The 478-nt window shown below is 69.5% G+C and carries 1 protein-coding gene; it reads right to left on the bottom strand.

Translation table 11 applies throughout. The annotated features are described in order from the left end of the window. Positions 1 to 478, bottom strand: a 478-nt coding sequence (locus tag ACYP5B_RS42900) for a phosphoenolpyruvate carboxylase (RefSeq protein ID WP_459573647.1), incomplete at both ends; no start/stop codon positions are given.

Genomic DNA, 478 nt, shown 5'->3' with positions numbered 1-478 from the left:
GGTACGGTAATAGGACAGCGCGTTCTCGATCTCGTCGACCACCATCAGCCGCGTGTTGCGCAGCATGCGGGTCTGCCACAGCGTGGTGACACGGGCGCGCAGCAGCGCGGTGTTGTGATCGCGCTCGCGCGCGGTCATCGGCAGGTCGCGCTCGGCCAGCAGGCGGGCGATCTCGCGCTCGGCGTCGAGAATGCTCTTGCGCTGGACCTCGGTCGGGTGGGCGGTGAGCACCGGCACGATCAGCGCTTCGTCGAAGAACTTGCGCAAGGTCTTGCCGGTCACGCCGGCCGCGTCGATGGCCTGCAGCGCGTGCGCCAGGCTGCCCGGCTGCGGCGGCGAGCCGGCCAGCGCGTGCACGCGCCGGCGGCGGTTGTGGTGCTGGTCCTCGGCAATATTGGCCAGGTGCGAGAAGTAGCTGAAGGCGCGTACCACCGAGTTGGTCTGGTCGCGCGACAGGCGCTTGAGCAGCCGATCCAGC

This window comes from Cupriavidus sp. 8B, from assembly GCF_054589115.1.
Note: the sequence above shows the minus strand (reverse complement) of the source record. Positions and strands in the feature narration are given on the sequence as shown.